The sequence below is a fragment of the Actinocrinis sp. genome (assembly GCF_035653575.1).
Taxonomy (GTDB): Bacteria; Actinomycetota; Actinomycetes; order Streptomycetales; family Catenulisporaceae; genus Actinocrinis.
Map to the genome: position 1 here is coordinate 59,571 of NZ_DASRBQ010000111.1, position 25,639 is coordinate 85,209.

At 70.1% G+C, this 25,639-nt stretch carries 23 protein-coding genes and 2 pseudogenes; 13 read left to right on the top strand and 12 right to left on the bottom strand.

What is annotated here, in order from left to right; translation table 11 throughout:
- Positions 1 to 12: 12 nt before the first annotated feature.
- A complete protein-coding gene (locus tag VFA06_RS15665) occupies positions 13 to 1,842 on the bottom strand; it encodes a DAK2 domain-containing protein (protein ID WP_324841301.1) in 1,830 nt (609 codons plus the stop codon).
- A gap of 224 nt (positions 1,843 to 2,066) precedes the next feature.
- Between VFA06_RS15665 and rpmB the strand changes: the two genes are divergently transcribed.
- Positions 2,067 to 2,255 carry a 50S ribosomal protein L28 gene (gene rpmB, locus VFA06_RS15670; RefSeq protein WP_324841302.1) on the top strand — a complete coding sequence of 63 codons (189 nt, stop codon included), beginning with the start codon at positions 2,067 to 2,069 and terminating at the stop codon, positions 2,253 to 2,255.
- A gap of 108 nt (positions 2,256 to 2,363) precedes the next feature.
- Here rpmB and thiD read toward each other — a convergent pair whose 3' ends face one another.
- Together thiD and VFA06_RS15680 are read right to left on the bottom strand one after the other, a co-directional pair.
- Positions 2,364 to 3,263, bottom strand: a complete 900-nt coding sequence (thiD, locus tag VFA06_RS15675; RefSeq protein ID WP_324841303.1) for a bifunctional hydroxymethylpyrimidine kinase/phosphomethylpyrimidine kinase — start codon at positions 3,261 to 3,263, stop codon at positions 2,364 to 2,366.
- The gene (locus VFA06_RS15680) at positions 3,256 to 4,248 is read right to left on the bottom strand and encodes a thiamine-phosphate kinase (protein WP_349260201.1); all 993 of its coding nucleotides are present in this window, start codon (positions 4,246 to 4,248) and stop codon (positions 3,256 to 3,258) included. The genes thiD and VFA06_RS15680 overlap by 8 nt, the downstream gene beginning before the upstream one ends.
- 510 nt (positions 4,249 to 4,758) lie before the next feature.
- On the opposite strand from VFA06_RS15680, the gene VFA06_RS15685 reads away from it, so the two are divergent.
- Entirely contained in the window at positions 4,759 to 4,992 is a 234-nt protein-coding gene (locus VFA06_RS15685; RefSeq protein WP_324841305.1) for an Lrp/AsnC ligand binding domain-containing protein, read from the top strand.
- A gap of 1 nt (position 4,993) precedes the next feature.
- Positions 4,994 to 5,614, top strand: coding sequence for a DUF3515 domain-containing protein (locus tag VFA06_RS15690; protein WP_324841306.1), 621 nt, complete (start codon positions 4,994 to 4,996; stop codon positions 5,612 to 5,614).
- Positions 5,615 to 5,616: 2 nt separating this feature from the next.
- Here the strand turns inward: VFA06_RS15690 and VFA06_RS15695 are convergent, their stop codons facing one another.
- Genes VFA06_RS15695 through VFA06_RS15705 form a run of 3 tightly spaced genes read right to left on the bottom strand, consistent with a single transcriptional unit; the run spans position 5,617 to position 8,604 of the window.
- A complete protein-coding gene (locus tag VFA06_RS15695; protein WP_324841307.1) occupies positions 5,617 to 6,777 on the bottom strand; it encodes a D-alanine--D-alanine ligase family protein in 1,161 nt (386 codons plus the stop codon).
- Between the two features lie 37 nt (positions 6,778 to 6,814).
- Entirely contained in the window at positions 6,815 to 7,819 is a 1,005-nt protein-coding gene (locus tag VFA06_RS15700; protein WP_324841308.1) for an NAD(P)H-dependent glycerol-3-phosphate dehydrogenase, read from the bottom strand.
- Positions 7,816 to 8,604, bottom strand: a complete 789-nt coding sequence (locus tag VFA06_RS15705; RefSeq protein WP_324841309.1) for a lysophospholipid acyltransferase family protein — start codon at positions 8,602 to 8,604, stop codon at positions 7,816 to 7,818. Before VFA06_RS15705 ends, VFA06_RS15700 begins: the two co-directional genes overlap by 4 nt.
- Positions 8,605 to 8,776: 172 nt before the next feature.
- Between VFA06_RS15705 and cofC the strand changes: the two genes are divergently transcribed.
- A complete protein-coding gene (cofC, locus tag VFA06_RS15710; protein WP_324841310.1) occupies positions 8,777 to 9,415 on the top strand; it encodes a 2-phospho-L-lactate guanylyltransferase in 639 nt (212 codons plus the stop codon).
- A gap of 27 nt (positions 9,416 to 9,442) precedes the next feature.
- Positions 9,443 to 9,649, top strand: a complete 207-nt coding sequence (locus VFA06_RS15715; protein WP_324841311.1) for a hypothetical protein — start codon at positions 9,443 to 9,445, stop codon at positions 9,647 to 9,649.
- Between the two features lie 400 nt (positions 9,650 to 10,049).
- On the opposite strand, the gene VFA06_RS25930 is transcribed toward VFA06_RS15715, so the two are convergent.
- From VFA06_RS25930 to leuC, 4 genes are all read right to left on the bottom strand, one after another.
- Positions 10,050 to 10,715: an HU family DNA-binding protein gene (locus VFA06_RS25930; RefSeq protein WP_349260198.1), complete on the bottom strand. Its 666-nt coding sequence runs from the start codon at positions 10,713 to 10,715 to the stop codon at positions 10,050 to 10,052.
- Between the two features lie 245 nt (positions 10,716 to 10,960).
- Complete coding sequence (locus tag VFA06_RS15725; protein WP_324841312.1) at positions 10,961 to 11,269, bottom strand: hypothetical protein; 309 nt, start codon at positions 11,267 to 11,269, stop codon at positions 10,961 to 10,963.
- Positions 11,270 to 11,416: 147 nt separating this feature from the next.
- Positions 11,417 to 12,016 (bottom strand): 3-isopropylmalate dehydratase small subunit, encoded by a 600-nt coding sequence (gene leuD, locus VFA06_RS15730; RefSeq protein ID WP_324841313.1) that lies wholly within the window; start codon positions 12,014 to 12,016, stop codon positions 11,417 to 11,419.
- A gap of 5 nt (positions 12,017 to 12,021) precedes the next feature.
- Positions 12,022 to 13,461 carry a 3-isopropylmalate dehydratase large subunit gene (gene leuC / locus VFA06_RS15735; protein WP_324841314.1) on the bottom strand — a complete coding sequence of 480 codons (1,440 nt, stop codon included), beginning with the start codon at positions 13,459 to 13,461 and terminating at the stop codon, positions 12,022 to 12,024.
- A 355-nt stretch (positions 13,462 to 13,816) separates the two neighbouring features.
- Between leuC and VFA06_RS15740 the strand changes: the two genes are divergently transcribed.
- From VFA06_RS15740 to VFA06_RS15760, 6 genes and pseudogenes are all read left to right on the top strand, one after another.
- Positions 13,817 to 14,554, top strand: a complete 738-nt coding sequence (locus VFA06_RS15740; protein ID WP_324841360.1) for an IclR family transcriptional regulator — start codon at positions 13,817 to 13,819, stop codon at positions 14,552 to 14,554.
- An 80-nt stretch (positions 14,555 to 14,634) separates the two neighbouring features.
- The gene (locus VFA06_RS15745) at positions 14,635 to 15,405 is read left to right on the top strand and encodes a short-chain dehydrogenase/reductase (RefSeq protein WP_324841315.1); all 771 of its coding nucleotides are present in this window, start codon (positions 14,635 to 14,637) and stop codon (positions 15,403 to 15,405) included.
- A 376-nt stretch (positions 15,406 to 15,781) separates the two neighbouring features.
- Positions 15,782 to 17,002 (top strand): annotated as a pseudogene (locus tag VFA06_RS15750) (carbohydrate-binding protein); the annotation flags it as partial.
- Between the two features lie 78 nt (positions 17,003 to 17,080).
- Positions 17,081 to 17,209 (top strand): annotated as a pseudogene (locus tag VFA06_RS26095) (carbohydrate-binding protein); the annotation flags it as partial.
- A gap of 247 nt (positions 17,210 to 17,456) precedes the next feature.
- On the top strand, positions 17,457 to 19,853 hold the full coding sequence (locus tag VFA06_RS15755; protein WP_349260202.1) for a HelD family protein: 2,397 nt from the start codon (positions 17,457 to 17,459) through the stop codon (positions 19,851 to 19,853).
- 528 nt (positions 19,854 to 20,381) lie between these two features.
- Positions 20,382 to 22,040, top strand: a complete 1,659-nt coding sequence (locus VFA06_RS15760; protein WP_324841318.1) for a hypothetical protein — start codon at positions 20,382 to 20,384, stop codon at positions 22,038 to 22,040.
- A 34-nt stretch (positions 22,041 to 22,074) separates the two neighbouring features.
- Here the strand turns inward: VFA06_RS15760 and VFA06_RS15765 are convergent, their stop codons facing one another.
- A complete protein-coding gene (locus VFA06_RS15765) occupies positions 22,075 to 23,061 on the bottom strand; it encodes a YihY/virulence factor BrkB family protein (RefSeq protein WP_324841319.1) in 987 nt (328 codons plus the stop codon).
- A 210-nt stretch (positions 23,062 to 23,271) separates the two neighbouring features.
- Between VFA06_RS15765 and VFA06_RS15770 the strand changes: the two genes are divergently transcribed.
- Positions 23,272 to 23,985 carry an ANTAR domain-containing protein gene (locus tag VFA06_RS15770; RefSeq protein WP_324841320.1) on the top strand — a complete coding sequence of 238 codons (714 nt, stop codon included), beginning with the start codon at positions 23,272 to 23,274 and terminating at the stop codon, positions 23,983 to 23,985.
- 60 nt (positions 23,986 to 24,045) lie between these two features.
- Positions 24,046 to 24,810, top strand: a complete 765-nt coding sequence (locus VFA06_RS15775; RefSeq protein ID WP_324841321.1) for a GAF and ANTAR domain-containing protein — start codon at positions 24,046 to 24,048, stop codon at positions 24,808 to 24,810.
- A 47-nt stretch (positions 24,811 to 24,857) separates the two neighbouring features.
- Here VFA06_RS15775 and VFA06_RS15780 read toward each other — a convergent pair whose 3' ends face one another.
- Complete coding sequence (locus VFA06_RS15780; RefSeq protein ID WP_324841322.1) at positions 24,858 to 25,589, bottom strand: ANTAR domain-containing protein; 732 nt, start codon at positions 25,587 to 25,589, stop codon at positions 24,858 to 24,860.
- Positions 25,590 to 25,639 lie beyond the last annotated feature (50 nt).

Consider the following 25,639-nt stretch of genomic DNA (forward strand, 5'->3'; position numbering starts at 1 on the left):
CTCCTGCCGTGCTCACTCCACCCCGATCAGCAGCGGCCAGCCGCTCTGGCCGCCCTCGTAGGCGACTACGTCCATCTCCGGCCTGGTCGCGTGTACACGTGCCCGCACGGCCTCGACCAGTTCCGCGGCGTCCAGGCGGGTCCCGTCCGGTCCGCCGGAGGCCTCGTCGAGCCCGTCGCCGGTGACTAAGGTCACCATCTCACCGCCCGCCGACACCATGCGATCGACCACCGCGAGCGCCGCTTCGAGCAGGGTCGAGCGGATCAATGCGACGTCGCCCTCGATGAAGCCGAGCACGTCGCCGGCGTGGCACACCCCGGCCATGGTCCACGCGTCTTCCACGGCGACCTGCAGGGCGGCGTGCCGGGTGGCTCCGGCGGCGGCGGTCATGGCGACTATGTCGGCATCGAAGCGGCGGCCCGGCTCGTGCACGGCTACCGCGGCGATGCCCTGCACCACGGCCTTGCTCGGTACGACGGCGACGCGGGCGCCGGAGGAACCGCGGTGCACCTGCTCGGCGGCGGCGGACGCGGCGGCGAGACCGTCCGGGTCGTTGACCAGGATAATGATCTCCTCGACCCCGGCGTCCGCGATGGCCCGGCTGAGCTGCGCGCTGTTCGGCGGGCGCCCGCTGGTGCAGGCCAGCGGGATCGCTCCGGCCTCTGCGAACAGCTCCGCGATACCGGGTCCGGGTGCCGCGGCGAGTACCGCGCGACCTGGCGCGGCGCGGTAGTGCGGGGCGGCTGCGGTATGGCCGGCTGACTGAGATTCAGCGGAGTGCGCGCCGACCAGCTCCCCGTCCCATGCGTTGTCGCTTTGCGTCGCGACGGAGCAGTTGGCCAGCGCGGTCACAGTGAGGTCGTAGGGCCTACCGAGCCGGATCGCGGCCTCGATCGCCGGTCCCGGCTGGTCTACGTGGATGTGTACCCGATAAGCACCGTCGCCGCCTGCGATCACCAACGAGTCGCCGTCGCCCTGTTCGCAGAGCTCTTCGAGCGTGGAGCGCAGCTGCGCGAGTTGCGGTTCGCTCGCCTCGAGCATGTAGAGGACCTCGAAGGACGGGGACGCGACCGGCTTGGTACGGGCGGCTCCGTTGTTGCTCACGGCCGAGACCGCCCTGGGCGGAACACGCACACGCCCCACTCTTACCGCGCGCGTGGGGTCGTAACCGCCGAGTAGTGCGGCGAGTACGTCGAGCAGGATGCACACGCCGCGACCGCCGGCGTCGACGACGCCCGCTTGGCCAAGTACCGGGAGCTGCGAGGGCGTGAGGGCGAGGGCGGCCTCCGCCGCGTCGCGCGCGGCCTCGGCGACGGCTGCGAAAGTGGGTTCGAGAGTCCAGTCCCCCGGTAGGTTCGTACCGTCCACCACGGCGCACGCGGCGTCGGCAGCGGCCCTGGCGACCGTGAGCATCGTCCCCTCGACCGGGACGGCGACCGCCTGCCAGGCCAGTTCGGCGGCGTCGGCGAGCGCGGCGGCGAGCACGCGCGGGCCGGCCGGTTGACCGTCCCGGATCGCGGCCCCGACCTCGTCGGCGAGCCCGCGCAGCAGCTGGCTGAGAATCACCCCGGAGTTACCGTGCGCGCCTTTGAGCGCACCGGCGGCGAGAGCGCCGAGAGCCGCGGCCGCGCCCGCCTCCCCGGCCTCCGCCTCGGCGCCGGGATCGAGCGCGTCGAGTCCCTCGCACGCGGATTCGAAGGTGAGGAAGAGGTTGGTGCCGGTGTCCGCGTCGGGCACCGGGAAGACGTTCAGCGCGTCGAGCTCCTCGCGGGCACGGCCCAACGCGGCCAGGCAGGCCCTGGCCCACAGTCGTACCGCCGGCCCGTCGAGCGTCTCAAGCACGCTGTGCCTCTCTGTCCGCCGGGGTCGGAAACAATCTGTACCCGAGGATATGTGCTACCCATACCGCTGGAGCAGGTTCGCGACACGGACCGGATTGGCTCTTGCCGGGCCGGTTGGGTTACCCTGACCAGGTTGCCTATCGGCGTCTGCGTCCCACGACGGAGATGACTCGGCTCCGGCGACAAGCTCTCGTACGTAACCATCGGTCTTTTGGAGTGTCTCCCGTGGCTGCCACCTGCGATGTCTGCGGCAAGGGTCCGGGCTTCGGCATGAATGTCTCGCACTCGCACCGCCGCACCAAGCGCCGGTTCAACCCGAACATCCAGCGGGTCCGCACCACGCTGCCCAACGGGACGCCGAAGCGTCAGAACGTCTGCACCAAGTGCCTGAAGGCGGGCAAGGTTTCCCGCTAGGCGCAACGGCTAGGGCCCCGCATCGTCCTCGCGACGAGCGCGGGGCCTTCTGCTTGCCGCGATTCCCCTTCTGCTTGCCCCGGTTCCATTGCGCGAACGCTTTGCGCGTCAGCGTCTCCAGCCGTGGTCGACTGGCCCGATACCTGAGCCCAGCAGGAATCCGGCCCTGATCGCGCCCGTGACGTACAGCTTCGCGGCGCGTACAGCCTCGGGCATGCTGCGGCCCAACGCGAGGTATGAGGCGATGGCGCTGGCGAGTGTGCACCCCGTGCCGTGCGTGTGGCGGTTCTTGTCGCGCTCAGCGGTGAGTGTGACTTCGTCCGGGCCGTTGGTGAGCAGGTCCGTGCACCAATCCGAGTCCAGGTGCCCGCCTTTCACCAGCACCCACCCCGGGCCGAGATCGAGCAAGTTCGCCGCGGCTTCCCGCATCCCGTCGAGGTCCGCGACGGGAAGGCCGGTTAGGGCGCGGGCCTCGTCGAGGTTCGGTGTGATGATCGTCGCACGCGGCAGCAGTTCGGTCCGCAGAACGTCGAGGGCGTCATCGGCGAGCAGCGCATTGCCGTGCTTGGAGACGGCTACCGGATCGACGACCACGGGGATGGACGGATCGAGCGTGGCGAGCAGTCGCGCCACCTCGGCGACCGCATCCCTGGTGCCGAGCATGCCGACTTTCACCGCCTCGACGCCGATGTCCTCGACGACAGCGCTGAATTGCGCGGCTACCGCTTCGGTCGGCAATTGCCAGACTCCGTGCACACCGGTGGAGTTCTGCGCGGTGACCGCCGTGATGACGCTCATGCCGTGCACGCGCAGTGCCAGCATCGTCTTGAGATCGGCTTGAATTCCGGCGCCGCCGCCTGAATCAGAACCCGCGACCGTCAGGACCCGAGGTCTCCGCCGCTCACCGAGTCGCACCCAGCCCCGAACCTCCTCGTCCGCGTCAACGTCCGATTCCACGCGCGCGTTGAGGTAGTCCATGTACTGCCGCGGGTCCTCCGCGTCAGGCAAAGTGATCCCACCCTTGGCTGCCGCGCCATACCTTACCCGCAACGGTGATGCGTGGCGCGGCGTGATCGGCGGATCGCTTGGCCACCGTGCCTATCACTGTCCAGCCCGGCGGTACGTCGGCCGCGGCCGGATAGCACGCGGCAAGTGCGTGGTCCTCGCCACCGGTGAGAATCCAGCTGAGCGGATCGATCCCGAGACGATCGGCTACAGCGCGCATTTCGTCGGGAATCGGGAACGCTTCGGGTTCGAGGTCGATCCCGACGTCGCTCTCCCGGGCAATGTGGCCGAGGTCCGCGAGCAGCCCGTCGCTGACGTCGATCATCGCCGTCGCGCCGGCCTCAGCTGCTAGGGGGCCCTGCGCGTACGGCGGCTCGGGCATGCGGTGCCTCGAGAACGCCTTCTCCGGTCCGGAGGAACCGTTCGCCAGCAACGCGTAGCCGCAAGCCGACCAGCCGAGTTCTCCGACAACCGCAACCTTGTCCCCCGGATGGGCGCCGGAACGAGTTAGCGGCGCCCGGCCGCGTAGGTCGCCGAGGGCAGTCACGGCGATCATGATCGTCTCGGCCCGGGTGGTGTCCCCGCCCGCGACGGAGACTCCGACCAGCGCGCATTCGTCAGCCAGGCCGGCGACGAGCTCGCGCGCCCAGGTGACGGTCAGGTCGGCCGGTGCGGCCAGGCCGACCAGCAGCGCGGTCGGGACAGCGCCCATCGCGGCGATGTCGGCGAGATTCTGCGCGGCGGCTTTTCGGCCGACCTGGTAGGCGGTGGACCAGTCGGTGCGGAAGTGGCGGCCTTCGAGGAGCAGGTCCGTGGAGGCGACCACGCGGCCGTCCGGCGCGGCGATCACGGCGGCGTCGTCTCCGGGGCCGAGCAGCACGGTCGGGCTCTGGACGGAGTGCCGCGCAACCCGGTCGATCAGTCCGAATTCGCCGACGTCGCGCAGAGTTTCGCCGCTGTCACCAACATCGCGCGCGGGTGCGCCCACAGCGCGCACGGGTACGCCGAGAGCTTCCGCATCCGCAGCCGAGTGGCCAGCGCCCCGGGCGTCCCCTGCGACCTCCGCCGCAACGTCACGAGCGATTCCCGCGCCATCACCACGGATAGCGCCCGACTGGCCAGCGCTCCGTGCGCCCCCTTCGACGTCCACCGCAGCATCACGAGCGATTCCAGCACCATCGCGACGGATTCCGCCCGACTGGCCATTGCTCTGACCGTCGCGCTCCGCCTCAACCGCGAACTCGGCCGCGCGGCGTATTTCGCCGGACGCGCCGACATGGCCGGTCCTGCTCCTGGCCCCGGCGTCCGCTTTACCGGTTTCGACGCTCTCCTCGGCCGCCCGTTCGCTCACTTTCAAAGCTTATGGCCACCCGCAGGTGGTAACGCGCCGCCTCCCCCTTGCGCCGGAGAGGTATCAGGCGGGTAACGTTTCGCCGTCGCATAGTTCTAATTGACTACTCTCACTAGTCCAACCGGATAGAGGAGCAGGGAGGACCGCATGGTGCAGGCGTACATCCTCATCCAGACCGAGGTCGGCCGGGCGGCTGCGGTCGCTCAGAAGATCGCGGGCCTGACCGGGGTCACCAACTCCGAGGACGTCACCGGACCGTACGATGTCATCGTGCGCGCAGAGGCGGAGACGATGGACGACCTTGGCAAGCTCGTGGTCGCCCGCATTCAGACGATCGACGGCATCACCCGTACCTTGACCTGTCCGGTGGTGCGGCTCTGACGTGCAGTACGCAAGGCTTCCCGTTTCACTCCAGGCGGCCGTCGCGCTCGGGGTGACCGCCCTGACCGGCGGCGCCGTCTGGCTGCTGTTCAACTCCGGCAACGCGGTCGCCGTCGCCGCGCCCACACCGACCTCGTCGAGCGCGCAGTCCGAATGCGCCGCGCTGACGAAGGCCGCGCCGCAGATTGTGGACAACGAGAAGCGCCGCAGTACCGATCCTTCTTCACCGCTTACCGCAGCCTGGGGCGATCCCGCGATCACGCTGCGCTGCGGCGTACCGGAGCCCGAAATTCTGCGACCCGGGTCGAAGACCTATGACCCGACCGCCGAAGAAGGATATTTCAACGGCGTCGCCTGGCTGATCGAGAAGACCAGCGACGGCTACCGATTCACCGCCGCCCAGCGCGCCGTCTACGTCGAAGTGGACGTGCCCAACGCGTACAGCCCGCAGACGGGCGCCGTCATCGATCTCTCCCCTGCCGTTATCAAGGCCATCCCGCGCAATGACGGCGCCTCGGGTCCGGACACCTCGCCGGCGGCCGGCGCGAATTCGACGGCTTCCGCTTCTCCGTCTGCTTCAGCCACTGCTTCTGCGTCGCCCAGCCCGTCGGCTTCCCGCTAGCGCTAGCGCAGGCCGGTCGGGCGGGACAGCGCCTCGTTGATGAGCTGGTCCACCAGCTGCGCGTAGGAGACCCCTGATGCTGCCCACATCTGCGGGAACATCGAGGTCGGCGTGAAACCGGGCATCGTATTGACCTCGTTGACCAGCCAGCGCGCCGGCCGGTCCGGGCCCTCGTCGGCCAGGAAGAAGTCGACGCGGGCCAGGCCCTCGCACTCCAGCGCCTCAAAGGCGGCCAGGGCCAGCCGACGCAGCTCGGCCGACTGCTCGTCGGTCAGCTCAGCGGGCAGGCCGATGTCCGTCGAGTCGTCCAGATATTTGGCTTGGAAGTCGTAGAACTCGTGGCCGCCGCGCACCTTGATCTCGGCCGGAACCGAGGTGCGCGGGCTCTCCCCCGGCCCGGCCAGCACGCCGATCTCGATCTCCCGGCCCCGCACCATCGCCTCGACGATGACCTTCGGATCGTGCTGCTGCGCGACCTCCATCGCGGCCGCGAGCTCCTCGGGACCGTGCACCTTCGAAATACCCATCGAGGACCCCGCGCGGGCGGGCTTCACGAACACCGGGAAGCCCAGTTCCGCGACCGCCGCCGCGACGCCCTCCGGGTTCCGTAGCCACTCGCCGCGGCGCACCGCCACATACGGCCCGACCGGCAGCCCCGCTGACGCCAGCAGCCGCTTCATGAACTCCTTGTCCATGCTGACCGCGGAGGAAAGCACCCCCGAGCCGACATAAGCCACGCCCGCGAGGTCCAGCAGGCCCTGCAGCGTGCCGTCCTCGCCGTACGGGCCGTGCAGCAGCGGGAAGACGACGTCCACCTCGCCCAGCGCCTTGGGCACCGAACCGGGCTCGTGCACAGTCAGCTCGCGGGCGGTCGGGTCGGCGGCCATGGTGACCAGCGCGCCGCTGGTCTCGTCGATCCTGGCCGGCAGGTTCCCGCCGGTGATCGCCAGCTGCGCGGTCTCCTCCGACGCCATCAGCACCCAGCGCCCGTCGATGGAGATGCCGATCGGCAGCACCTCGTAGCGTTCCGGATCGAGGACGCGCAGCACGCTGCCCGCGGTGACGCAGGAGATCGCGTGTTCGGAGGAACGGCCGCCGAACACGACGGCGATCCGGATCTTGCGCTGCTGCGTCGGCGGCACGGAAGGCAGGGACTCGCTCATAGCAACGAGACCTTACCGTCTTCGCCGTACGGACTCCTCAGTAGAGCGACTCCGACTTGGCCGATCGCGCCATCAGCGCGGCCAGCATCTCGCGCGGCGAGCGGCCGTCGTGCACGACCGCCACCACGGTTTCCACCAGCGGCATCTCCACGCCGTGCCGCCGGGCGAGTTCGAGCACTGACGCGCAGGACTTGACCCCCTCGGTGGTCTGCCGCACCTCCTGCTGCGCCTCGGCCACCGTGCGCCCGCTGCCGAGCAGGCTGCCGAAGCGGTGGTTGCGGGAGAGCTGGGAGGCGCAGGTGGCCACCAGGTCGCCGAGGCCGGCCAACCCGGAGAAGGTGTACGGGTCCGCGCCGAGCGCGAGGCCGAGCCGCGTGGTCTCGGCCAGGCCCCGGGTGATCAGCGACGCCTTGGTGTTGTCGCCGAGGCCCATGCCGTCGGCGATTCCGGCGGCCAGGCCGATCACGTTCTTGACGGCGCCGCCGAGCTCGCAGCCGATCACGTCGGTGTTGGTGTACGGCCGGAAGTAAGGGCTGTGGCAGGTCTTCTGGAGCCGCTCGGCCACCGACTGGTCCGCACAGGCCACCACGCAGGCCGCCGGGTGCCGCTCGGCGATCTCCTGGGCCAGGTTCGGCCCGCTGACCACCGCGATCCGGTCCGGCGCGGCCCCGGTCACCTCCGCGATGACCTGACTCATCCGCATGCAGGTGCCCAGCTCGATGCCCTTCATGAGCGAGACGAGAACGGTCTGCGGGGGGATGAGCGGGGCCCAGCGGGTCAGGCTCTCGCGCAGGCTCTGCGCCGGGATGGTGAGCACGAGGAAGTCGGCGCCGTCGAGCGCGGCGGCCGGATCCGTGGTCGCGTGCACCGTCTCGGGCAGCGTGATCCCGGGCAGGTACTCGGGATTGTGGTGCTCGCGTTCGATCCGGTCGACGACCTCGGCGCGCCGCCCGCACAGCACGGTGTCGGTGCCCGCGTCGGCGAGTACGAGGGAGAAGGCGGTCCCCCAGTTGCCGGTTCCGAAGATGGCGGCTCGGGTCACGCCTGCGCCCCCGAGTCCGCGGCGTTCTGAGCGCTCGTCTCAGTGCCAGTCCCAGTGCTCGGCTTCGGCTTCGCGTCCGGGTCGAAGCGCTCCGCCGGGGGCTGTTCGCCGCGCAGTTCCGCCAGCATCCCGGTGATCACGTCCATGATGTGCTCGGTCGCGGTGCGCAGCGCCTCGCCGGTGACTTCGGGGCCGAACTCGGCGCGCAGGTCGATCGGCTTGCCGGCGGTGACCTTCAAGGTCTTGCGCGGGAAGAAGTCCGGCTTCTTCGAGTAGTGGGCGAAGACCTCCTGAGCGCCCCACTGCGCGATCGGCAGCACCGGAGCCCCGGTGCGCAGCGCGATGCGGGCCGCTCCGGTCTTGCCGACCATCGGCCACAGGTTCGGGTCCTTGGTCATCGTGCCTTCCGGATACACGATGATCGTCTCGCCGCGTTCCACCGCAGCCAGCGCGTCCTTGAACGCCAGCGCCGCGTCGCGGGACTCGCGGTACACCGGGATCTGGCCTGCCGCGCGGAACAGCTTGCCCAGCGTCGGCTGCTTGAACACCCCGGCCTTGGCCAGGAAGCGCGGCGTACGGCCCGCGGCGACCAGGAAGTGGCCCACCGAGATCGGGTCGAAGAACGAATAGTGGTTCGCCACCACGATGACCCCGCCCTCGCGCGGCACGTTCTCCATTCCGCGCCAGTCCCGTTTGACCAGGACCACCAGCAGCGGCCGGCAGATCGCCTCGATGAACTTGAACGCTGCCCCGGGCCGGGGATTGCGGCGCGATGCGCGGGCCACCGTCGATCCTTCTTCCGTTGTGCTGGCCAGTGAAGTGGTGCTCGGCGGTTGATCGCACGGACCGGCCGGAGCACAGCGCTTCAGTGTCCCGCGCCAGGTGCTCGGGTGCCAAGCTCGACAGGTCCCGCGCACTTGCGCCGCCGGGACGTGGGAAGATCTTCGGGTGTGGTCCGTGGTGATTCCCGTCAAGCGGCTGCCGGAGGCCAAGTCCCGGCTTGCGCCGCTTTCCGGCGAGCACCGAGCCGCGCTGGCGCTGGCATTCGCGAGCGACACGGTCGTCGCGGCCGTCGCCTCGCCGGTGGTGGCGGCGGTTTTCGTGGTCACCGACGACCGGCGGGTGGCTCGGCGGCTCGGTGCACTCGGTGCACGCATCGTGCCCGATGACGCTTCGGGCGGACTCAACGGCGCGGTCGAGGCAGGGCGGATCCACGCGCTCGCGGACGATCCACGGCGCCGCGTAGCCGCTCTCACCGCCGATCTGCCGGGCCTGCGTACCGTGGATCTGACCGAGGCCCTGGCCTCAGCTCCGGACGGCCGCGCGTTCGTCGCCGACGCCCCGGGAAGCGGAACGACGTTGTTGCTCTCGGACGCGCACGGCACGCTCGCCGCGCGTTTCGGGGTCGATTCGCGCTACGCGCACGAGGCGAGCGGCGCGCTGCTGCTGGCCGGCGCGGGTCGCTCGTTGCGGCGCGACGTGGACACCATGGACGATCTGGCGGATGCGATCGACCTCGGCGTGGGCGCGCACACCACAGCCGCGCTCAAGCTTCTGGACTGCGCGCCTCGGCTGGGCGACTGCGCCCTACGCTGACCTCGGGCCGGGCACTACGCTGATCGTATGCAAGGGACCGTTCGCGTTTTCGACCCCGAGACCAGGGGCGGCTCCGTACTGCTCGACGACGGAACCGAGTTGGCTTATGACGCCGCCGCTTTCAACGCCGGCGGACTGCGTCTCGCGCGTCCCGGACAGCGTGTCGCGCTGCGCGTCGATGCGGAAGGGCGCATCACGGCGCTGACTCTGGCCACTTTGCCGCTGCCGAATTAGCCCGGCGCGATGGTGAATCGCAGGCGGCAAATCCGGCCTCGGCGATTTCTGATATCCGGCCCCGGAACTGACGCCCCGTCGAACTAACAGAAAGTCAGGAACCGGCAGGAAACGACAGACAGCGGCCCGGGTATCGCGCGATACCCGGGCCGCTTGTCAGGTCTGCCGGCGGTGCGCCGGCTTAGCGGTGGCGGCGTTCAGAGCCGCTTGCTTTCGAAGCTACTCGCTTTCGAAGCCGCGCCCTCTCAACGCCGCAGCCTTTCAACGCCACGGTGCTTCAGTCCCGCAGTGCTTCAGCGCCGCGATGCTTCAGTCCCGCGACCGTTCAACGCCACGGTGCTTCTGCCCCGCAGTGCTTCAGCGCCGCAGTTCCATCAGCGCCTATCTGCGCCGCCGCGCCTTAGCGCTTCTTGGCGGTGGTCTTCTTCGCGGTCGCCTTCTTGGCCGCGGTCTTCTTGACAGCGGTCTTGGTCGCCGGGGCGACGGCCGCGGTCTTGCGGGAGACCGGCCGGGCCGCGGCCTTCTTGGTCACCGTCTTCTTCGCGGTGCTCTTCGCCGCGGCCTTGGTCACCGCCGCCTTCTTCGCGGTGGCGCCGCGGGTGGTGGCCGCCGCCTTGGTCGCGGTGGTCTTACGCACGGCGGCCTTCTTCGCCGGCGCGGCCTTCTTGGCGGCGGTCGCGCGGGCGGGGGCCGCGGTGGCGCGCGAGGCGGTCGCGGTCTTCTTCGCGGCGGCCGCGCCGGTGCGCTTGGCAGCCGTCTTCTTCGCCGCGGCGCCCTTGGCGCTCTTCTTGGCGCCGTTGACCTCGTCCTTGAAAGCCTGGCCGGCGCGGAACTTCGGCACGGTCGCCGCCGCCACCTTGACCTGCTCGCCGGTGCGCGGGTTGCGCGCGATCCGGGCCGGCCGCTTCGCCGACTCGAAGGTGCCGAACCCGGTCAGCGAAACCTTCTCACCGGCCACCACCGCCCCGGTGATCCCGTCGAGTACCGCGTCGACCGCTTCGCCGGCCGCCCGCCGCGACACCTCGAGCTTCTCGGCAACCGCGTCGATGAGCTGCGCCTTGTTCACGTTGCTTCCCTTTGGGGAGGGTGCGGTGCGCGGTACGCGCCGCACGGGTGGAAACCTGGGCCGCCGCGCCCGGATTTCCCTCCGGTCGTAACGACCTTTTCCGCACCGTAGAGCGATGAATCGGGCGAATCAATCACCAACGGCCCTAATCACCCTTGTGTCGCAATGGTTTCCACCGAGGGAGGAACGCCGGAAGTCGGACTATCCGCTTCGAACCGCGCGCTATCCGGGTTCTGCGGCCGCCGTTAAACCTCCGGCGCGGCGCCGCGCTTCTCGTCTACTGCGCTCAGAAATCGCTCGAGACGGCGCATGGCGTCATCCTGATCGTGTCGGGAAGCGGCGGTGATGACGAGCAGCCGCCTCACGAAATCAGCCCGGTCCGGCAGTTCCAGATCCATTCCGCGCAACACGCCGTGCGCTTCCTTCAGCAGCTCGGCCAGCCGCGCGTAACCGGAAAGCTGCCGCAGTTCCTCGGAATCGAACAGCTCGCCCGCGGACGTGGCGCCATGGCCGGTTTCGTCACCGTCCTGATCCGCGCGCTGTTCCACCTGCACTCGTCCATTGTGCCCCGAGTTGAGGCATGCTCCAGCCACGCGCCGATTGGCGCACTCAGACATCCACGCGCCCGCGTCCAACGCGCAAGCGGCGCGTCGTACCGGTGCTGACCGGTACGACGCGCCGCTTGCGATCTGCTTGATCGGTTAGGCCGGAATAGGCTGCGTGACCGGCTTGAACGACGGACGCTCCGTCTCGAAGGTGTCGATCGCGTCCACGTGCCGCAGGGTCAGGCCGATGTCGTCGAGCCCTTCCAGCAGCCGCCAGCGCGTGTAGTCGTCGATCTCGAAGGCCGCGACCAGTTCGCCGGCGCGCACCTCGCGCGCCTCCAGGTCGACGGTCACCTCCGCCTTCGGGTCCGCCTCGATCAGCTCCCAGATTTGCTCGACGGTCTGCTGCGGCAGCACGACGGTCAGCAGGCCGCCCTTGAGCGAGTTGCCGCGGAAGATGTCGGCGAAGCGGGAGGAGATGACCGCCTTGAACCCGTAGTCCTGCAGCGCCCAGACGGCGTGCTCGCGGGACGAGCCGGTGCCGAAGTCGGGCCCTGCGACCAGGACCGAGGCGCCGGCCCGCTCCGGCTTGTTGAGCACGAACTCCGGGTCGTTGCGCCAGGCGGCGAACAGCCCGTCCTCGAAACCGGTGCGGGTGACCCGCTTCAGGTACACCGCCGGGATGATCTGATCCGTGTCCACGTTCGAGCGGCGCAGCGGAACCGCGGTGCCGGTGTGGCTGATGAACTTCTCCACGGCTCTCAGACCTCCAGCAGATCGGACGGGGCGGACAGGTGGCCGGTGACGGCGGTGGCTGCGGCGACCAGCGGCGAGACCAAATGCGTGCGCCCGCCCTTGCCCTGCCGGCCCTCGAAGTTGCGGTTCGAGGTGGAGGCGGAGCGCTCGCCCGGGGCCAGCTGGTCCGGGTTCATGCCGAGGCACATCGAGCAGCCCGCGAAGCGCCATTCCGCGCCCGCCGCCTCGAAGACCTTGTCCAGGCCCTCCGCCTCGGCCTCGAGGCGCACCCGCGCCGAGCCGGGCACGACGAGCATCCGTACGCCGTCGGCCACCTTTCGGCCCTTGATCACCTCAGCGGCCGCACGCAGGTCCTCGATCCGCCCGTTCGTGCATGAGCCCACGAACACGGTGTCGACCGCGATTTCACGCAGCGGCGTGCCCGCGTTCAGGCCCATGTACTCCAGCGCCCGCTCGGCGGCGGCGCGCTCGTTCGGGTCGGCGAACGAGGCCGGGTCCGGGACGCGGTCGCCGAGCGGCGCGCCCTGGCCGGGGTTGGTGCCCCAGGTGACGAACGGGGTCAGCGCGTCCGCGTCGATCTCGACCTCGGCGTCGAAGACCGCGTCCTCGTCGGTCTTGAGCGTCGACCAGTAGTTGACGGCCGCCTCCCAGTCCGCGCCCTGCGGGGCGTGCGGCCGGTCCTTGAGATAGCCGAAGGTGGTGTCGTCCGGCGCGATCATGCCCGCCCTCGCGCCGGCCTCGATCGACATGTTGCAGATCGTCATCCGGCCTTCCATGGACAGCTCGCGGATCGCCTCGCCGCGGTATTCGAGCACGTAGCCCTGCCCGCCGCCGGTGCCGATCTTCGCGATCACGGCCAGGATGACGTCCTTGGCGGTCACGCCCGGCTTGAGCCGGCCGGTGACGTTGATCGCCATGGTCTTGAACGGCTTGAGCGGCAGCGTCTGGGTGGCGAGCACGTGCTCGACCTCGCTGGTGCCGATGCCGAAGGCGAGCGCGCCGAACGCGCCGTGGGTCGAGGTGTGCGAGTCGCCGCAGACGATCGTCATTCCGGGCTGGGTGAGGCCGAGCTGCGGTCCGATCACGTGCACGACGCCCTGGTTCGCGTCACCGAGGGAGTGCAGCCGTACGCCGAACTCGGCGCAGTTGCGGCGCAGCGTCTCGATCTGGGTGCGGGAGACCGGGTCGGCGATCGGCTTGTCGATCTCCAGGGTGGGGGTGTTGTGGTCCTCGGTGGCGATCGTCAGGTCCGGCCGGCGCACCTTGCGGCCGGCGAGCCGCAGCCCGTCGAAGGCCTGCGCGCTGGTGACCTCGTGCACGAAGTGCATGTCGATGTAGAGCAGGTCGGGTTCGCCTTCGGCGCGGCGCACCAGGTGCGCCTCCCAGACCTTCTCGGCCAGGGTGCGGCCTTTGTCGGCCGCGGCCCCTGAGGCATTGGCTGCCATCGGTTTTCTCTCCTTCGGCTTCGCCGGCCCCGCCGTTGGGGTTGCTCCGGCGATGGGCGATAGGCACAGTCACACCGGCTGCTCGGCGGATCAACACCATCTGCCCGGCGCTGCGCTCGTCGAACTCGGTCGGTGGGACGAGCCTGGCACCGTCTCAATGGCCATCGCATTTGTGTCTCGTGATTTGAGATGGCAATATCGTTCCATGGACACAGCCCGCTCCGTGGACAGCCTCCGCACCGTGGATCCGGCCCGCGCCCTGGATCCGCTTGCCAGAGCAGCGGAATCGGCCCGCGCCGGGGATCCGGGCCGCCTCGCGGACCCGCACGCCCGACCGGCGGACAGCCTGCGCTCGATGGAGGGTGCCCGCCCGCTCGACTCCGGTTCCAGCGGGGTCGGAGTGCTGGACAAGGCCGCCGCCGTGCTCTCCGCGCTGGAGGCCGGCCCGGCCACCCTCGCCTCCCTGGTCTCCGCGACCGGCCTGGCCCGGCCGACCGCGCACCGCCTGGCGGTGGCGCTCGAGCACCACCGCCTGGTCTCGCGCGACATGCAGGGCCGGTTCATCCTCGGCCCGCGCCTGTCCGAGCTGGCCGTCGCGGCCGGCGAGGACCGGCTGCTCGCGGCGGCCGGACCGGTGCTGACACACCTGCGCGACATCACTGGCGAGTCGGCGCAGCTCTACCGGCGGCAGGGCGACATGCGCGTGTGCGTCGCGGCCGCGGAGCGGCTCTCCGGCCTGCGCGACACCGTTCCGGTCGGTACCGCGCTGCCCATGGCCGCGGGTTCCGGCGCGCAGGTGCTGCTGGCCTGGGAGGAGCCGGACCGGATGCACCGCGGCCTTCAGGGGGCGCGGTACACGGCCACCACGCTGGCTGGCGTGCGCAGGCGCGGCTGGGCTCAGTCGGTCGCGGAACGCGAGATGGGCGTCGCGTCGGTCTCGGCGCCGGTGCGCGGCCCGAACAACCGGGTGATCGCGGCGGTGTCCGTCTCCGGGCCGATCGAGCGGCTGACCCGCCAGCCCGGAAAGTTGCATGGCGAGGCCGTGGTCGAGGCGGCGGCGCGGCTTTCCGAGGCGGTCAAGCGCGGCTCCTGACCCCGGGTCCGTGCGGCGCGATCCGGACGTCTTCGCGCCTGCTTAAGCCGGGCCTTGGCCGGCCATAGCAGAATTCGACCATGCCGATGGACCTCGAACTGCGCGGCCGCACGGTGCTGATCACGGGCGCCTCCAAGGGGATCGGGCGCGCGTGCGCCGAGGGTTTCGCGGCCGAGGGCGCCGTGCTCGACCTGGTCGCCCGCAGCGCGGCGGACCTGGAGCGGGCCGCGGACGAGCTGCGCGAGACCCGTTCGGCGAAGGTGCGCACCCATGCGCTCGACCTGAGCCGGTCCGCGGATCAGCGCGAGCTCGCCGAGCGGCTGGAGGCCGTGGACGTCGTCGTGAACAACGCCGGCGCGGTACCGGCCGGTGACGTCTCCCGGGTCGACGAGGAGTCTTGGCGGCGCGCGTGGGATCTGAAGATCTTCGGCTACATCAACCTCACGCGACTGCTCCTGCCGCGGCTGGAGGCGCAGGGAAGCGGCGTGTTCGTCAACGTGATCGGCACGTCCGCGCTGCGTCCGACACCGGACTTCATCGCCGTGTCATCCGGTAACGCAGCGCTCGATGCCTTTACACGCGCACTCGGCAGCAACTCGCTCAAGCGCGGCGTGCGCGTCCTCGGCGTGCATCCGGGGCTGATTCTTACCGATCGGTTGATCTCCCAGGCCCGGCTCTACGCGGACGCGAAGCTCGGCGATGCGGAGCGGTGGCGGGAGATGATTCCCGCCGACACTCCGCCGGGCACGCCGGATCAGGTGGCGGACGTCGTCGTGTTCCTGGCGTCGGCCCGCGCCAGCCACCTCAGCGGCATCGTCGTGCCGGTGGACGGCGGAGCTACCGCGTCCTGAACTGCGTGCCTGTTGCCCTGTGCCTGTTGCCCTAAGCGAAGCTCAATGAGGCGTTATCGGGGCGGCGCTCTAGACCTCTGCACGGCGGGCGCGCGGCATGATGCGCAGGTGGGCGACATACCGGCGCGGATATTGACGGGAAAGTGCCCGCGCCGAGCCCTTGACCTGTGAATTGGTCTAGTCCACTGTAAGAATTCGCCCGGATCGCGCGCGACGACCTCTCTCCCCTCCCCCGCGCGCGACGGGCCGCTCAACCCTCGGACCGCGATGCGGCTCGGGCCGGACGGCGCCCCGGTCCGCTCCGCCTCCCCCTCCGCCCGCCTGCGCCCGCACCCACGTCGCGCAGCCCGGGCGCGAATGTGAACAGGAGTAGTCCTTGAGAAGGAAGCAATTCGCGGCGCTGGGCGCGGTGGCCGCGGTCGGGATCGCCACCGGTACGACCTTCGCGCTGGCCACGTCGAGTAACGCGGCGACGACCGCGCTGTCGAGCAACTGGTACGCCTCCGCGCCGTACCTCTTCGTCAATGACACCGCCACACCCGACCCCGGCACCGTCATGGACGCGACCGGGCAGAAGGCCTTCGAGCTCGCGTTCATCCTCGACTCCGGCGGCTGCACCCCGTCCTGGAACGGCACGGACAACGTCTCCGGCGACACCTCGGTCGGCAACCTGATCAACGAGATCCGCGGCAAGGGCGGGGACGTCTCGGTCTCCATCGGCGGCTACGGCGGCACGAAGCTCGGTCAGGATTGCGGCACCCCGGCCGCCACCGCCGCGGCGTACCAGCAGGTGGTCAGCAAGTACTCGATCCACGCGATGGACTTCGACCTGGAAGAGCCGGAGTACGAGAACAGCACGGCGATCGCCAACGAGCTGGGCGCGGCGCAGATCCTGCAGCGCGACAACCCCGGCATGATCATCACCGTGACCATGCCGGGCACCACCTCGGGGACCGGCTGGTTCGGCACCCAGCTGCTCGACGAGTCGAAGTCGCTCGGGTTTACCCCGGCCAGCTTCTCGATCATGCCGTTCGACGGCGGGTTCAACGGTGGCTCCTCGCAGACGGCTGCGCTCGACGCCTTCCACAGCCTGCTGGAGACGCACATGGGCTGGGACAGCGCGACGGCCTACGCGCACGAGGGCATCTCGATGATGAACGGCCGCTCGGACACCGGCGAGTACTTCTACCAGTCGGACTTCCAGACCGTGCTGAGCTACGTCGAGAACAACCACCTCGGCAGGTACACCTTCTGGGACGTCAACCGGGACCGGCAGTGCAACCCGCCGGACAACAACGGCGCCACCTCCAGCTCATGTAGCAGCGTTCCGCAGGCCGACTGGGACTTCACCAAGTACACGACGCAGTTCGCCGGCGCGACGCCGCCCACGACCGTTCCGTCCAGCACGCCAAGCTCGAGCCCGACCGGCGGCACCGGCGGCGGGACGTGTTCGGCTCCGGCGTGGGTGTCCACGACCGCGTACAACGGTGGCGCCGTGGTCTCCTACAACGGCCACACCTGGACCGCGAAGTGGTGGACCCAGGGCGATATCCCCGGCAACAACGCGCAGAACGTGTGGACCGACAACGGGGCGTGCAGCGGAGGCGGCAACCCGAGCCCGTCCGCGTCGAGCACCACCGGAGGCGGCACCTGCTCGGCCCCGGCGTGGGTGTCCACGACCGCGTACAACGGTGGCGCGGTGGTCTCCTACAACGGTCACACCTGGACCGCGAAGTGGTGGACCCAGGGCGATATCCCCGGCAACAACGCGCAGAACGTCTGGACCGACAACGGAGCCTGCTAGCGCTTCGGCAGGACGCGATAGACAGCGGTAGACAACCGGAGCTCGGCACCGTGAAGGTGCCGAGCTCCGGCGTTTTCAAAGACTGGGGTTGTAAAGCTCGCGCGCGCTGCGCTAAAGTGGCCAACCGCGCATATTTGCGCGCAGCCCAAAATAAGCCGGTGCTCCGGCTGCTTCATACAGTAGGGACCTGGGAGGCGTCTTGTCAAGCGGATCCGCCGAAATCGCCCGCGAGCAGGAGTACGTGACCATGCTCTACGACCGGCTCGACGCCTTGCGCGGGCGCACCGCGGCCCGATTCGCGCAGGTGCTGCGGCAGGAAGGCGGCACGCCGCAGAGCCGCACGGAGCGCGACGTCGCCGCCTCCGACCACGCGGAACGGCTCGTTCAGCTCGACGCCGCCGAGAACGGGCTGTGCTTCGGCCGGCTCGACTTCGACTTCGCCGGCGACGGGGAGACCGGCCCGGGCGAACGGCGCTACGTCGGCAGGCTCGGCATCCGCGACGAGAGCGACGACTACGAGCCGCTGCTGATCGACTGGCGCGCGCCCGCGGCCCGGCCGTTCTACATCGCGACCGCCGCGGCCCCGCTCGGCGTCCGGCGGCGCCGCCACATCAAGACCCGGCAGCGCACCGTCACAGGCCTCGACGACGATGTGCTCGATCTCGACGCCTTGGACGGCCACCGCGACGCGGCAGGTGCGGCCGATGGTCTCGTTGGCGAGGGGGCCTTGCTCTCCGCGGTCACCGCGAACCGGACGGGCCGGATGCGCGATGTCGTCGAGACGATCCAGGCGGAACAGGACTACGCGATCCGCGCCGACCTGCCCGGCGTCCTGGTCGTGCAGGGCGGCCCGGGCACCGGGAAGACCGCGGTCGCACTGCACCGCGCCGCCTACCTGCTCTACACCCACCGCGAGCGGCTGGCCCGGCGCGGCGTGCTGATCGTCGGGCCGAACCCGACCTTCCTGCGATATATCTCGCACGTGCTGCCCTCGCTCGGCGAGACCAGCGCGGTCTTGCGCACGCTCGGCGAGCTGTTCCCGGGCGTCGTGGCCGAAACCGTGGAGCCGGCCCGGACCGTGGAGATCAAGGGCCGCGCGGTCATGGCGGACCTGCTGGCCGCGGCCGTGCGCGCCCGCCAGCGCGTGCCGGAGAAGGAGCTGGAAGTCGAGATCGACCATGTGACCTACCGGGTCAGCCGCGAGACCTGCGCCGAGGCGCGAGAGCAGGCCCGCCGGACGCTGGAGCCGCACAACCTGGCCAGGCCGACGTTCGTCGCCAGGTTCCTCGACGCGCTGGCCGAGCAGGTGACGCGGCGGCTGAACGAGGATCCGTTCGGGGAGCTGACCCGCGAACTGGTCGCGGAGATCGAGCGGGATCTGCGGCAGATCGGGGACGTCGGTGAGGCCCCGCTGGAGGAGGAGCTGCTCAACCGCCGCGACGCCGAGGAGATCCGGCGCGGTCTGCCCGAGGAACCGGCCGTGCAAGCCGCGCTGGACTGGCTGTGGCCGGAACTCACGCCGCAGCGGCTGCTCACCGAGCTGTTCGCCGATCGCGACCTGTTGGCAGAGGCGGCGGCTGGACTGCTCACGCCCGAAGAGCAGGCCGCGTTGCACCGCGAGATCGGACCCGAGGAGAGCGCGGCCGAGGAGAGCGCGGCCGAGGGAAGCGGGGCGGGCTGGTCCGTGGCCGACGTGCCGCTGCTCGACGAGGCCGCCGAATTGCTGGGCGAGTCGGACGAGCAGGCCGAGGAGGAGGAGCGCCGCCGACGGGAGCGGCAGGTCGCCTACGCCCAGGGCGTGCTCGACATCCTCTCCGGTTCGGCCCTTCCGGACCTCGAGGACCGCAAGGACGACCTGGTGACGGTGACGGACTTCGTGACCGCGGAACAGCTCGCCGACGAACAGGACTACCGCGGCTACCTCTCCGTCGCCGATCGGGCCGCCGCCGACCGCACCTGGACCTTCGGGCACGTCATCGTCGACGAGGCGCAGGAGCTTTCCGCGATGGCCTGGCGGCTGTTGATGCGCCGGTGCCCGAGCCGGTCGATGACGGTCGTCGGGGACGTGGCGCAGACCGGGGATCCGGCGGGCACCGACTCGTGGGGCGCGGTGCTGGAACCCTATGTCGGCGACCGCTGGCGGCTGGCCCGACTGACCGTCAACTACCGCACTCCGGCGGAGGTGATGGCGGTCGCGGCGAAGGTGCTGGCGCGGATCGACCCGGCGCTCGAACCGCCGCGTTCCGTGCGTGAATCAGGGGTCGAACCGTGGCGCGAGTCGGTGCCGGCCGCCCAGCTGCCGGCTAGGCTCGGCGAGGTCGCGGCGGGCGAGGCGGCGGCGGTCGGCGAGGGCAGGCTCGCGGTGATCGTGCCGACGCGGCACGCCGCGCGGCTCGCCGAGGCCGTGCGGGCCGCGGTTCCGGACGCGGCGTTCGGCCCGGACCCCGACCTCGAACGCCGGACCGTGGTGCTGACCGTCCGGCAGGCGAAGGGGCTGGAGTTCGATACCGTACTCGTCGTTGACCCTGACGCGATCGCCGCCGATCCGCCACGCGGCGACAACGACCTGTACGTCGCGCTCACCCGGGCCACCAAGCGGCTGGCCATCCTGGCCGTGGACGGCTGTTTCGAGTCGGACGACTGAGAAGGCCGACGGGGATGGTTGGGGAACGGGAATACACTCCCCTCGCGGCCGCCGAGCCGGAGCGGAATAAGTTTACTGTCATAAGTCGGGCTGCCGGGGAAACCGCAAAAGCCGTGCGGCTCCACGACGACCTGCCGGATTTCCGGCGGCCCGACGATCCCGCGCCGGCGCTCGGCCTCGGACTGGGGCTGGCGCTGGCGCTGCGGCTGAAGAGGTGAGCCGAAAATACCGGTTAAGTTCACTACCGCGGCGAAGCCGACATGCGCCGCGGCGACCGAACTTTTTCCAACAATGGTCTATACCTTGATCACGGAAAACCCCCGCGCCGACCCCGAATGCGACTTCTGACATCGGCGCCCACCTGTGCCTATGCCGCCCAGATCACGAGTTCGCGAATTTCCTGGTTAACGCTCATACGCAGACGCCATAATGTTCATGCGCGCCACCCGATCGAGTGAATGCGTGCGAAATACTAGACATCGCCAGCTGTAAAGACGATGCTATGGCACGCGCTCTGGGGAGGTAACCGTGGGCAATGGCGCGACTCCGCACGTGATAGGTACCGGAAACGATTCCGGCCGTCCGCCGCATCAGACCGCGGCGGCCGCGCCGAGCGCCGGCGGGCTCGTGGTCGTGCGGGATGAGCGCGGCGTGCTGTCGGTGATGCACTGCCTGCCCGACGAACTCGTCCTCGATCCCGGATTTCAGCAGGCTTATCGCGCCGAATGCGCGGCGATGGCGGCCCTCGGCGAGCCCCGGGTCGCCGAACCGCTCAGCTACATCATGGACGCCGGCGGGCGCATCGTGGCGACGGTGCGCCGGCACTTTCCCGGAGTGCCGCTCTCCGAGCTGCTCACCCGCGCGCGGGGTGGGCGCGGCCTCGACGCGCAGGCCGCGGCGACCGTGGCCAGCGACGTGCTGGTCGCACTCGACGCCTTACACCGGCGCGGCGTCGCACATCGCCGGCTCGAACCGACCGAAATCATCGTCGGGCGCACCGGGGAATGCGTCGTCGTCGGCGCGGGACTTGCCGTACGCCCACGGACCAGTGGGTCCGGCATCGACGACCTCGGCGCCGCGATAGCGTTCGACCTGGCCGCGGTGCCGGAATTGTTCGCGCTCTGCCTCACCTCCGGCCGGGTCTCCGGCCGGGACGCCGCGCCCCAGCATCACGGCGCGGAGAAACTGCACGGGATAGCGCAGAATATTTATACGGCGCTGGCCGAGTCGCGCCACGCACCGGTGGAGCGCTGGGAGCAGGGTGGCGTCGCGGCGGAAATGCTGGCGGAGCTGGAGGCCGCGGCCCAGGCCTTCGGTGCCGGGTGGCGCGATCGCGGACACGAACGCCTCGCCCTGTGTGCACGAACTCTGCATAAGCCGCGGGCAATGCATATCGATCGGGGCGCACGGGAGCATCGCCGCCGCCCCACCGCGCTGATCACCCGCTCCCCCGCGCTGCACAGCGAAGCACCGCAGGCTCCGATTCTGACAACCGCGGCGACGAGGACCGGCGGCATACCTCGCGAGGCCTGGGGCGTGCTGCCCAAGGGCACCGGGAAACGCGCGGTCCGGCGCGGCGTGCTGGCCACCTGGTCGCTGCGGGTGGTGGCCATAGGTGTACCGATAGCGGTGTTAGTCCTCGGCATCGCGTTGATCAGCGGAACTTTCTCCCGGTCCGCGCCGAAGATTCCACCGCCCCCTTCGCTCGCCGTCGAAACCGGGGCGCAGGCGCCCGCGGCCAGCGCGGTGCCGGGCGCGGCCAGCCCTTCAGCCAGCCCGAGCCCGTCGAACACGCCGTCTCAGGGCATCGTCCCCGCGTCCGCAGCGACCTCGCCGCCGCCGGTCACCGCCGTCACGTCGCTGTCCATCACCAGCCTCACCTTCACGGCGGCGTCGTCCGGTACGGCCACCGTCGTCGTGGACACACGCACCAGCGGGACCGCGACTGTGAACGTGGCCGTGACCATCACCGAGAACGGCCCCAACGGACCGACTTCACGCACCGACCACTTCACTTTCTCCGGACAGCACGAGTACACGTTGAGCGACAACTTCCAGGCGATGCCGTGCGCATGGGGCACCATGAAGCAGGTGGCGGCCAAGGTCAAAGTGAGCGCGACCGTGCCGTCCACGAAGGCGGCGGCGGCGACCGCGTCCGGGATCCTGTACTCCTCGCCGTGCGGCTGAGCGGAACCTTTCGCCACCATCCAGCCCGAGGCGCTCAGCCGGCTTGGCGATCCACTTCCGCCGCGCCGGCCCGGGCCTGCGGGTCACCGCTCTGCACCGCCGCTTCGCGCTCCGCCTCGGCGTTGATCTCCGCTCCGATGAGCACGGCGATCGCGGCCAAATACAGCCAGAAGATGAGGATCACGACCCCGGCGAACGCCCCGTACGTCTTGCCGTACGAGCCGAACTTGGCCACGTAGAACGAGAATCCGAGCGAGGCCAGCAGGAAGATCGCGGTGCCGACCAGGCCGCCGGGACTGACCCACTGCCAGCGCGGCGAGGGCCGGTTCGGCGCGTAGAAGTAATACACCGAGAACAGCAGCGACACCACGATGAGCGTCGCGACCCACCGCACGATGGTCCACACCACCACGAACGCGGACCCGGCGACGCCCACGTGCCCTTCGATCGCGTGGCCGAGCGGCGCACCGAACACCAGCAGCACCGCGGCGACTCCGCCGAGCAGCGCGGTCACCGCCATCAGCGGGAAGGAGCGCAGCCGCGTGGCCACGAACTTACGGTCCTGGGGAACCTCGTAGGCGATGTTCAGGCCGGTCTGCAACGCCGCCATGCCGGCGGACGCGCTCCATAACGCCACCACGACGCCGATGATCAGCGCGGTGAGCGAAGCGGCCGAGGAGCGGGAGGTGGCCGAGTTGACCGCGTCGGCGAACACTCCGGACGCCCCTGGCGGCAGCGCCGTATTCAGCCCGTCGACCAGGTGCTTGATTGTCCCAGCGCCGAGACGCAGCAGGCTGGTGATGCCGAGCACCGCGATCAGCGCCGGGAAGAGCGCCAGGAACCAGTGGTAGGCCAGGCTTCCGGCGGTCATGCTGCACCGGTCGCGGGAGAACTTCTTCGCACCGCGCACGAGCGTTTTGCGCCATCCCGTCTCGCCGAGGTCGAGCGGGGTGCGCGGGCCGCTCGGGGCGGTCTCGTTCTGCGGCGGGATAGTCTCCCGAGACTGCTCCGAATCTGCCATGAACGCGCGGTACCCGGTCGTACCCGGATCTAACGGTTGGCATGGCCGTCCACGGGCATTCGCCATCTCGCCGCCCGGTTTAGCGACAGCCGCGCCGGGTTACCGAAAGTGCGGGGCTTGACCGTTGCTGCGTGAAATGATCAGCGAGTGTTCGACGACGGGCGGAGGTGGGCTGACCTGACAGGCCAGCAACCCAGCGACCCAGCGAACGTGGCACGGTCGGTACTGGCGAGTATCCGCGGCGTCCCACCGGATGAAATCCCGGCGCGCCTTTGTGCGCTCTGCACCGAACTGCTCCCGGTCACCGGCGCGTCCATCTCGTTGATGGCTCAGGCCGCGGCGCGGCGCCTGCTGTGCTCCTCCGACGAGGTGGCCAGGCAACTGGCTGAGGTCCAGTACACCCTGGGCGACGGGCCCGGCCTGCACGCCTTCTCGATCGGCGCACCTGTCTTCGCCGCGGACTTGACCAAGGGCGAGGACGCGCGACGGTGGCCGGTGTTCGCGCTGCGGGCGCTGGAAACCGGCGCCGAGGCGGTGTTCGCCTTTCCCCTGGGCATCGGGGCCATCGCGGCCGGGACGCTCGACTTGTATCGCGACAGCCCCGGAACGCTGTCCGAGACCGAGACGGCGGCCGCGCTGCTTATCGCGGACGCGGCCACGCTCGGGGTCCTTCGCCTCTATGCCGGGCGGGGAGAGACTGAGTACATCGAGGGCAACGGCGACATGGACTGGCTCGGCGGCGAGTCGGACCACGACGAGGTACATCAGGCGACCGGAATGGTGATGATCCAGTGCGACGTCGGGGCGGAGGAGGCGCTGCTGATGCTGCGGGCGCGGGCGTTCGCCAACGGAATATCGCTTCCCGCTCTCGCTCGCGACGTCGTCGAGCGCAGGATTCTGTTCGGCGGGGGCGATGAGGGCTAGCCGAGGCGCTCGGGTTGAGGCCCCGGGTGGCGCCGCAGTGAGCGGGATGAGGAGGTGGGCATGGGCCGGGATCAGAAGCTGAGCGACGCGTTCGTGGGCTTGGCGGACACGCTCGGCGAGAACTTCGACGTGGTCGACCTGTTCGAGCGGCTGGCCGCCCACTGTGTCGCGCTCAGCGGCGCGAGTGCGGCCGGGGTGATGATGTCCGACGGGCGCGGCCGGTTGCGCGTCGTGGCGGCCTCGCAGGAACGCGCCGCATTCCTCGATCTGTTCCAGCTGCAGATCGGCAAGGGACCGTGCGTCGAGTGCTACGGCACCGGCGAGCCGGTGATCGCGGTGCCGGTGGCGACCCGCGAGGAGCAGTGGCCGGAACTGGTTCCGGCCGTGCGCGAGGCCGGATTCGGCGCGATCGCCGCCGTGCCGTTGCGGCTGCACGAGAACGTGATCGGCGCGGTCAACCTGTTCTACGCCCCGCCGCAGCCGTCGACCGACGAGGACGTGTACCTCGTCCAGGCGCTCGCCGATGTCGCCGCGATGGCGATGCTGCGCTGGCCCTCGCCGCAGACCCGGCCGGAGGACATCATCGCCAGGCTCCAGGCGACCATCACCAACAAGGTGGCGATCGAGCAGGCGAAGGGCGCGCTGGCCCAGTTCGGCGGAATCGAGATCGCCGAGGCCGGCGAAGCACTGCGCGCGTACGCACAGGCCCGGCGGACCCGGATCACCGACGTGGCGCGGGCGGTAGTGCGCCGCACGCTGCCACTGGAGGAAGTGCTCGAATATTCGACCGCGACACCCCGGCGCGTGGTCGGGGAGAGCGGCTGAGGGCGCGCCGGAAAGGGTGCCAAGCGCGGCGGAAGCGGCTACCGGGGCTACTGCGGCGGCAGGTCCTCGCGGCGGACCTCGTTCGGGTCAAGCCCGGTACGCACGACGTATTCGGCGACGTGGCGCAGCTTGACGTTGAGGCGTTGCGAAGCCTGCGTGAGCATTCCGAAAGCCCGCCGCGAGTTCACCCGGTGACGCTCCATCAGAATCCCAGTGGCCTCGCCGATCACCTGCCGGCTGATCATCGCGGTACGCAGCGAGGCGATCAGCGAGGCTTGATTCAGCGCGGCGGAGGAGTGGGCGGCGTAGATCGACGCCATCTCCACCGCGGCTTCGTCGAACGCGGCAGGCGCCGCGGCGTGCAGGTTCAGGGCGGAGGCGCCGCCGTGCTCGGAGGGCAGGCTGCACGCGATCATGCTGCCGATTCCGAGGCGGGCGGCCGCTTCGGCGAAGCGCGGCCAGCGTCGTTCCGTGGCCATGTCGTCGATCCGGAACACCGCCAGGTGCGACAACTCGCCGGCGGACAGGCACGGTCCCTCGTGCAGCCTGGATTGGGCCTGGTCCACCTTGAGCACCAGTTCGTCGCTGTAGGCACGGGTGGTCAGCCGCTTGTCCCTGGTGACGACGGTGACGCCGGCCCACATTGCCCCGTGCACCGTGCGCGCGGCCAGCTGCACGACCCCCTGAAGAGTACGTTCGACCGACGGCTGATCGAGCATGGTGCGCGACACCTGTGCGAACTTCATGGCCAGCTGCCTGGCACCGCCGTCGGTCGTCATCGGTCCTCCCAACCGCCACTTGTGTCGGGACGTGCCGTTACAGCACAGTC

Coding starts and splice junctions, on each gene's coding strand:
- VFA06_RS15685 (WP_324841305.1), top strand. CDS start 4,759: ATGGTGCAGGCGTACATCCTCATCCAGACCGAGGTCGGCCGGGCGGCT.
- VFA06_RS15695 (WP_324841307.1), bottom strand. CDS start 6,777: ATGAGCGAGTCCCTGCCTTCCGTGCCGCCGACGCAGCAGCGCAAGATC.
- VFA06_RS15715 (WP_324841311.1), top strand. CDS start 9,443: ATGCAAGGGACCGTTCGCGTTTTCGACCCCGAGACCAGGGGCGGCTCC.
- leuC (WP_324841314.1), bottom strand. CDS start 13,461: ATGGCAGCCAATGCCTCAGGGGCCGCGGCCGACAAAGGCCGCACCCTG.
- VFA06_RS15740 (WP_324841360.1), top strand. CDS start 13,817: ATGGAGGGTGCCCGCCCGCTCGACTCCGGTTCCAGCGGGGTCGGAGTG.
- VFA06_RS15745 (WP_324841315.1), top strand. CDS start 14,635: ATGCCGATGGACCTCGAACTGCGCGGCCGCACGGTGCTGATCACGGGC.
- VFA06_RS15755 (WP_349260202.1), top strand. CDS start 17,457: ATGCTCTACGACCGGCTCGACGCCTTGCGCGGGCGCACCGCGGCCCGA.
- VFA06_RS15765 (WP_324841319.1), bottom strand. CDS start 23,061: ATGGCAGATTCGGAGCAGTCTCGGGAGACTATCCCGCCGCAGAACGAG.
- VFA06_RS15775 (WP_324841321.1), top strand. CDS start 24,046: ATGGGCCGGGATCAGAAGCTGAGCGACGCGTTCGTGGGCTTGGCGGAC.
- VFA06_RS15780 (WP_324841322.1), bottom strand. CDS start 25,589: ATGACGACCGACGGCGGTGCCAGGCAGCTGGCCATGAAGTTCGCACAG.